This is a genomic window from Streptomyces sp. NPDC004561 (genome assembly GCF_053602155.1).
In genome coordinates this window covers 1-6,453 of record NZ_JBSGDB010000478.1, presented here as the reverse complement: position 1 = coordinate 6,453, position 6,453 = coordinate 1, and the positions used below count along the sequence as shown (strand labels likewise).

Genomic DNA, 6,453 nt, shown 5'->3' with positions numbered 1-6,453 from the left:
GTGGCAAGTCCCGCGCGCGCGTGCCCGTTCCTGCGTGCGGAACGCGTCAGGTGACGCGGTGTCCGGTCGCGTCCTCGTGCGTGTAGTAGCGGTAGAACATCCACAGGCCCGTGGGCACGCCGATCACCAGACCCAAGACGGTGGACGCCTGCCAGGTGTGGCCGTGGCCGCTCAGGCTGTACAGGAAACCGATCGCGATGGCGGTGAAGGCGCCCCACAGCGTGGCGCGTATCTCGCGCCGCATCCGCTTGCCGAAGGTTTCCAGCAGCCAGTACGCGGCGAAGAACACGAACGCCGTCACGAAGCCGAACAGCAGGTTCCAGCCGGTGATGGGGCCGCCGTAGCGGGCGTTGGCGGCGGCCCAGTACCCGTAGACCAGGCCGATCACCGCGGGCACCGCCCACCTGCCGATCCTGTGGGCCCGCTCGCTGAAGACGTCGGGCGGGGGTTGACCGGTGAGGGCCGCTGCCCGTCCGCCGGGCGCGGGTGCCGCATGAGCCATGAGAGCACTCCTCTCTCCTCGCCCCGTGTTCCAGAGCACACCTGGAGCCACGGCCTGGCAAGTCGGCCAGGAGGGTGACGGGTGCCCGGATGCGGGCGGTTCTCCCCCGTGTTTCGCTGAGGGACATGGAGAGCCGGCCGCCGTGACGGAGATGGACTACGGGCGGCGGCGCCGGCCGCTGCGCATCGGGGGGCGGAGCGTCGCATGGCTGACGCCGCTGGTGCTGCTCGTCTGCATCGTGCTGGTGGACTACTACACCGGCGAGCAGTTCCGGATGATCTCCTGGATCGTCCTGGTCCCCGGCATCGCCGCCGCGATCTGCACGGTGTGGACGACCGCCCTCTACGGCGTGCTGTCGATGGGGGCCTACGTCGTCGTGGACGGTCTCTGGCCCGCCCAGTACAAGGCCGGCCCCGCCGACTTCGTCCTGGTCGCCCTCGGCGGCGGGCTGGCCACGCTGGCCTCGGCCGTGCGGGTGCGCCGCGAACGGCAGATGCTGCACATCCGGGACATCGCCGAGACCACCCGGCGTACCGTGCTGCGCCCGCTGCCGCCGCGCTGGGGCGGCCTGGAGCACGCGGGCGTGTACCTCGCCGCCGACGTGGACGCCCGGGTCGGCGGCGACTTCTACGACATCCAGCCCGGCCCGTACGGCACCCGGCTGCTCGTCGGGGACGTGCAGGGCAAGGGCCTGGGCGCCGTGGAGACGGCCGCCGCGCTGCTCGGGACCTTCCGCGAGGCCGGGTACCACGAGCGCGCCCTCGTGACGGTCGCCGACCGGCTGGAGTCCCGGATGCGCCGGCACCGCCGCTACACCACCGCGCCGGGCCGCGACGAGTCCGACCGCTTCGCCACCGCCGTGCTGATCGCCTTCCCCGAGGGCGTCCCAGGCATGATCGACCTCATCAACTTCGGCCACGAGCCCCCGCTCGCGGTCGGCCCGCACGGGGTCCGGGAGCTGCCCTCGGGCGACGGGCTGCCGCTCGGCCTCGGCGACCTCGGCGGCGGGCTCCCGCCGGTCCACCGGGTGCCGCTGGCCATGGAGGAGACCCTGCTGCTGGTCACCGACGGGGTGACCGAGACCCGGGACGGCGCCGGCGAGTTCTACGAGATGGCCCGCGAGGTGGGCCGCGCGGTCGCCGCCGACCCGCGCCGCAGCGAGCCGCCCCGCCTGGTCCGGCGCGTCCGCGACGGCGTGCTGCGGCACGGCGGCGGCCGGCTGGACGACGACACCACCGTCTTCGCGGTCCGGCGGATCCCGGGCGGGCAGGAGCCGGACCGGGGGCTCGGCGAGGCCCCCGATCGGGGACGTTCGCCGTCCTGAGGCGCGGGTTCGCGGCCGCAGCGGCTACGGTGCTGGCGGGACAGCGGATCCGCCGGGGGTCCGCAGGTGCACAGGGGGAGGCGCGATGCCCGGAACCGTGCTGCTGCTCGCGGCCTCGCCGCTGGGCCGGGGACGCCTGGTGGACGCGGCCGGTGTGCTGCCGGTGCTGGCCGCCGTCGCACCCGCCGTGCTGTCCGGCACCGACACCGCCAACGTGGTCGAACTCGCGGACCCGCTGGAGCCGCAGGCCGTCCTCACCCGGCTGCGGGCGGCCGCCGCCGCGCCCGGCCCGCTCACCGTGTACCTGACCGGACAGCTGCACCTGGACCGCCGCCAGCGGCTGCCGCACCTGGCGCTGGCCCGCACCACCCCGGCCACCGTCCGCTACACCGCGCTGCCCTGGCACTGGATCCGCGAGGAGCTGCGGCTGCGCCCGGCCGGGCAGACCGATCTGGTGGTCGACCTGCACGCGGACGCCGAGGTGTGGCAGCAGCTGGCCGGGCGGCCGCTGGACTCGGGCCGCACCGCCGCGGTCCACGGCCGTATCGCGCCGCCGCACGGCCGGCGCGGGATCGCCGAGCCGACGTACATGAAGACCGTGGCGACGCTGCTGCGCAGCGGGCACCGGCCGCCGCCGGCGGAGCTGCACCGGCAGGCGCTGGCCCGGATCGCGGACGAGGCGGCGACGAACATCCTGCTCTCCCCGCCGGCGCGGCGGACCACGGATCCGCACGACACCATCAGCGACGCCGTGCGGACCGGTCGCCACGCCGAGGCCGACGCGCTCGCCGCCCGCCACGAGGAGGCCGCCGTACACGCCCAGGGCCCCGCCTCGGAGGACGCCCTGCACTGGTCCGAGGTGCGGGCCGACCTCGCGATGTTCGCCGGGGACGCGGTGCGCAGCTGCCAGGCCTGGCTGCGGGTCGCCGGGGTGCGGCTGGCCGCGGGGCAGCCGGCCGACGCGCCCGCCGTGGAGGCCGCCGTGGACCGCGCCCACCACCAGTGGGGCCGTATCAGGGACGCGGCGCGGGCCCGGGAACTCGGGCCCTCGCTCGCGGAGTTGAGGCTCCGGGTGCCGGGCCGCCGCCGGGGCGCGCTGGAGAACGTCCAGCGGCAGCTGCGGCAGCTCCAGACCGCCCCGTAGGCCTCAGGCCTCCGACAGCATCGCCAGAGCCCCCGAGACCAGGGTGCGTACCCCCGGGGCGATGGTGGACAGGTCGGGGGCGAAGTGGGGGCTGTGGTTGCTCGGGACGGCGGCGAACTTCTCCGGGAAGGTGTCGCCGGCCGCCTGTTCCCACACCGCGCCGGGGGTGGTGGTGACGAACCAGTACGAGTACGGGATCGAGCCGAGCGCCAGCTCCGGGAAGTCCTCGCTGCCCATCGCCGGGCCCGGGTCGAACACCGTGCCCGCGCCGAACACCTCGCCGTGCACGGCGGCCACCGCGGTGTCGGTGCCGGCGTCGTTCACGGTCATCGGGAAGGTGCTGCCGACGCTCACCTCGGGCTCGCGCGGGCAGCCTGCGGCCAGGCACTCGCCCTGGGCGATGCGCCGGATCGCGGCCAGCATCCGCCGCCGCACCTCCTCGGACTGGGTGCGCAGGTTCAGGGCGATGCGCGCCTGGTCGGGGATGATGTTGTGCCGGGTGCCCGCCTCGATCCGGCCCACCGTCAGCACCGCCGACTCGCCCGCGGCGAGCTCCCGGGAGACCACCGTCTGGAGCCGGGTGACCAGGTAGGCGGCCGTCACCACCGGGTCCACCGTGGCCTCCGGGCGCGAACCGTGCCCACCGCGGCCGTGCACCACGATGTCCACCTCCGTGGAGGCGGACATGATCAGGCCCGGCACGTGCGGGTACAGCCCCGCCGGGCCGGGCGCGGCGTGCTGACCGAGCAGGACGTCCGGCCGCCCGAACCGCTCGTACAGCCCGTCCGCCACCATCCGGCCGGCGCCCTGCCCGGTCTCCTCGGCGGGCTGGCCCACCACGAGCAGGGTGCCCCGCCAGGTGTCCCGCCCGGCGGCCAGCGCCCGGGCGGCCCCGGCCAGCCAGGTGACGTGCAGGTCGTGCCCGCAGGCGTGCATCACCCCGTCGGCCTCGGAGGCGTACGGCAGCCCGGTCGCCTCCCGCACGGGCAGCGCGTCCATGTCGGCGCGCAGCAGCACGGTGGGGCCGTCACCGGTGCGCAGCCGGCCCACGACGCCGGTGCCGCCGACGCCCTCGGCCGTCTCGAACCCGGCGTCCTTCAGACGCCCGGCCAGCGTCCCCGCGGTGCGGTGCTCGCGCAGGGACAGCTCGGGATGCCGGTGCAGGTCCCGGTAGAGCCCCTCCAGGTCGGCGACCGGGAGATCGGAGGTCAGGTCCAGGGCGGTACGGGCGGCTGAGGTCATGGGCGCAGCGTAGGTCTGTTCGTGGGTTTCCGGGACCCCGCGGAGACCGCTCGGTTACCGTGAGTGATGCATCGATCACGAGGAGGTGCCTCACGTCATGGCCCACATCCGCGAACTCGACCCCAGCGCCTCCCCGTTGGACTACTTCGGCTGTGAACTGCGCAGAAAACGGGACGAGGCCGGGCTGACGCAGAAGGAACTGGGCGCGATCGTCTTCTGCACGGGCTCGCTGATCGGCCAGATCGAGACCACGCTGAAGGTGCCGACGAGGGAGTTCGCCGAGCGCGTGGACGCTGCGCTGCTGACGGACGGGGTCTTCACGCGGTTGGTGGGGCTGGTGTTACGGAGTCAGTTGCCAACGTGGTTCCAGCCGTTCGCGGACCTTGAGGCGAAGGCGTCGTACATCTCGACGTATCAGGCACAGGTGGTTTACGGCCTCCTGCAGACCGAAGGGTATGCCCGGGCCGTGCTGGAGACGGGCATGCCGGACAAGCTCGATGAGCTGGTGGCGGCGCGCATGGAGCGCCAGCGCATCCTCACGCGTGAGCGGCCGCCGCTGACCTGGGTCGTTCTGGACGAGGCGGCCCTGCGTAGGCCCATCGGGAGCCACGAGGTCATGCGAGATCAACTCGCCCACTTGTTGAGCTTCCGCGATCACAGGTGGGTACGCATCCAGGTGCTGTCGTTCGACACCGGTGAACACGCCAGCCTCATCGGGTCGTTCACCAACCTGCGCTTCGACGATCACGCCGATCTCATCTACACCGAGGACTTGATCTCGGGGCACACGACGGCCAATCCGGGCACCGTCAGGGAAGCCGCCTTTCGTTACGCTCACTTGCAGGCCTCCGCACTCTCCGTGGAGGATTCGGCGGCACTGATCGCCCGCGTGATGGAGGAACGCTATGCGCATACACCCGGACCTGACGGACGCGCGGTGGCGTAGGTCTTCGTACAGCGGCAACACCGGAGGTGAATGCGTCGAGGTCGCCGAGCTGACCGCCCTCGTAGCCGTCCGGGACTCCAAGGACCCCGACGCGGCGCACTTCGCTGTCGCGCCGCAGGCATGGGACGCGTTCGTCCGCGCGTTGAAGTGAACCCGGGGCGAACCCCTCAGCGCTGAGGTGACGGCCCCGGCGCCGTGACGTGCGGGGCCGGAGACGGTGTCGCCGCGCGGGCCGGGCCCGCGTTCGCGGCGATGATCAGGGTCGCCGCGGCGACCACCGCGGCGGCGACGGCCCTCCGTGCGGTGGAGTTTCCGTAGGGTTCGGATACACGTCCGGGCACGGTGACCTCGCAACACGACAGCGGCGTATTAAGCAGGCTTAATCCGCCGTTTAACCTAGAGGCTGGGCGAGCCGAACGGCAAGGGCTGCCGGGCGAGTTGGGGGGTTCTGGGGGATGCGGGAACGGGACGATCCGGAGGTCGTCGGACGGCGCGTGCAGCGCCTGCGCACCCAGCGCGGCCTGACCCAGCGGCAACTGGCCGAACCGGCCTACACACCGGCCTACATCTCCACCCTGGAGGCGGGCCGCGTCCGCGCCTCCGACGAGGCGCTGCGGCACATCGCGCGGCGGCTCGGCGTGGCCTTCGAGGAACTGGCCGTGGGCCGTCCCGCCCACCTCGCCACCGATCTGCGGCTGCGCCTCACCGAGGCCCAGCGCGTCCTCGCCGACGGCCGGGCCGAGGAGGCGGCCGCCCAGTACGCGGCGCTGCTCGCCGAGGCGGAGACGCACGGCCTCGGCTGCGAACAGGCCACCGCCCTGCTCGGCCTCGGCGAATGCGCCCTGGAGACCGGCGAGCTGGCCGGGGCGCGCGAGCACTTCGAACGCGCCGAGGACCGGCTGGCCGGCGACTCGCTGGCGGCGCGGGTGCCCGCCGTGCGCGGCCGCGCGGTCTCCCACTACCTCGCCGGTGAACTCCGGTACGCCGTCTACCTCCTCGAATCCACCCTCGACGAACTCAACCGCGGCGGTCTGCACGACCCCGACGCGCTGCTGCTGCTCTACGCCAGCGTCATCGGCCCGTACATGGACATGGGCGCCCACGCGCGCGCCGCCCAGGCCGCCGAGTTCGCCCTCGCCCTCGCCCCGCAGGCCGGCGACCCCGCGCTGATCGCCCGGATGCACCGCTCGGTGGCCCGCACCCTGCTCGGCGGGGGACAGGGGAGCGGTGTGGAAGATTGCCTGAAGCGGTGGTGCGTAACTGATGGCGGCCATGAGCCCGATGCCGAAGCAACC

At 73.6% G+C, this 6,453-nt stretch carries 7 protein-coding genes; 5 read left to right on the top strand and 2 right to left on the bottom strand.

All coding sequences use genetic code 11. The features are described from left to right. Window positions 1-46: 46 nt before the first annotated feature. Window positions 47-502, bottom strand: a complete 456-nt coding sequence (locus ACWEN3_RS38295; protein ID WP_452980917.1) for a hypothetical protein — start codon at window positions 500-502, stop codon at window positions 47-49. Between the two features lie 151 nt (window positions 503-653). Between ACWEN3_RS38295 and ACWEN3_RS38290 the strand changes: the two genes are divergently transcribed. Continuing rightward, the gene (locus ACWEN3_RS38290; RefSeq protein WP_452980920.1) at window positions 654-1,826 is read left to right on the top strand and encodes a PP2C family protein-serine/threonine phosphatase; all 1,173 of its coding nucleotides are present in this window, start codon (window positions 654-656) and stop codon (window positions 1,824-1,826) included. Between the two features lie 85 nt (window positions 1,827-1,911). Next, the gene (locus ACWEN3_RS38285) at window positions 1,912-2,970 is read left to right on the top strand and encodes a hypothetical protein (RefSeq protein WP_452980914.1); all 1,059 of its coding nucleotides are present in this window, start codon (window positions 1,912-1,914) and stop codon (window positions 2,968-2,970) included. A gap of 3 nt (window positions 2,971-2,973) precedes the next feature. On the opposite strand, the gene ACWEN3_RS38280 is transcribed toward ACWEN3_RS38285, so the two are convergent. After that, window positions 2,974-4,212: an amidohydrolase gene (locus tag ACWEN3_RS38280; protein WP_452980912.1), complete on the bottom strand. Its 1,239-nt coding sequence runs from the start codon at window positions 4,210-4,212 to the stop codon at window positions 2,974-2,976. Between the two features lie 97 nt (window positions 4,213-4,309). Between ACWEN3_RS38280 and ACWEN3_RS38275 the strand changes: the two genes are divergently transcribed. The 3 genes from ACWEN3_RS38275 to ACWEN3_RS38265 form a co-directional block, all read left to right on the top strand. After that, window positions 4,310-5,158, top strand: coding sequence for a helix-turn-helix domain-containing protein (locus ACWEN3_RS38275; RefSeq protein ID WP_452980909.1), 849 nt, complete (start codon window positions 4,310-4,312; stop codon window positions 5,156-5,158). After that, a complete protein-coding gene (locus ACWEN3_RS38270; RefSeq protein ID WP_452980907.1) occupies window positions 5,118-5,309 on the top strand; it encodes a DUF397 domain-containing protein in 192 nt (63 codons plus the stop codon). The genes ACWEN3_RS38275 and ACWEN3_RS38270 overlap by 41 nt, the downstream gene beginning before the upstream one ends. Window positions 5,310-5,613: 304 nt before the next feature. Further along, on the top strand, window positions 5,614-6,453 hold an 840-nt coding region (locus ACWEN3_RS38265), incomplete at its 3' end, for a helix-turn-helix domain-containing protein (RefSeq protein ID WP_452980904.1).

Excerpts from the sequence above, each read along its gene's own strand:
- ACWEN3_RS38275 (WP_452980909.1), top strand. The coding sequence starts at position 4,310 with ATGGCCCACATCCGCGAACTCGACCCCAGCGCCTCCCCGTTGGACTAC.
- ACWEN3_RS38280 (WP_452980912.1), bottom strand. The coding sequence starts at position 4,212 with ATGACCTCAGCCGCCCGTACCGCCCTGGACCTGACCTCCGATCTCCCG.
- ACWEN3_RS38270 (WP_452980907.1), top strand. The coding sequence starts at position 5,118 with ATGCGCATACACCCGGACCTGACGGACGCGCGGTGGCGTAGGTCTTCG.
- ACWEN3_RS38285 (WP_452980914.1), top strand. The coding sequence starts at position 1,912 with ATGCCCGGAACCGTGCTGCTGCTCGCGGCCTCGCCGCTGGGCCGGGGA.
- ACWEN3_RS38290 (WP_452980920.1), top strand. The coding sequence starts at position 654 with ATGGACTACGGGCGGCGGCGCCGGCCGCTGCGCATCGGGGGGCGGAGC.
- ACWEN3_RS38295 (WP_452980917.1), bottom strand. The coding sequence starts at position 502 with ATGGCTCATGCGGCACCCGCGCCCGGCGGACGGGCAGCGGCCCTCACC.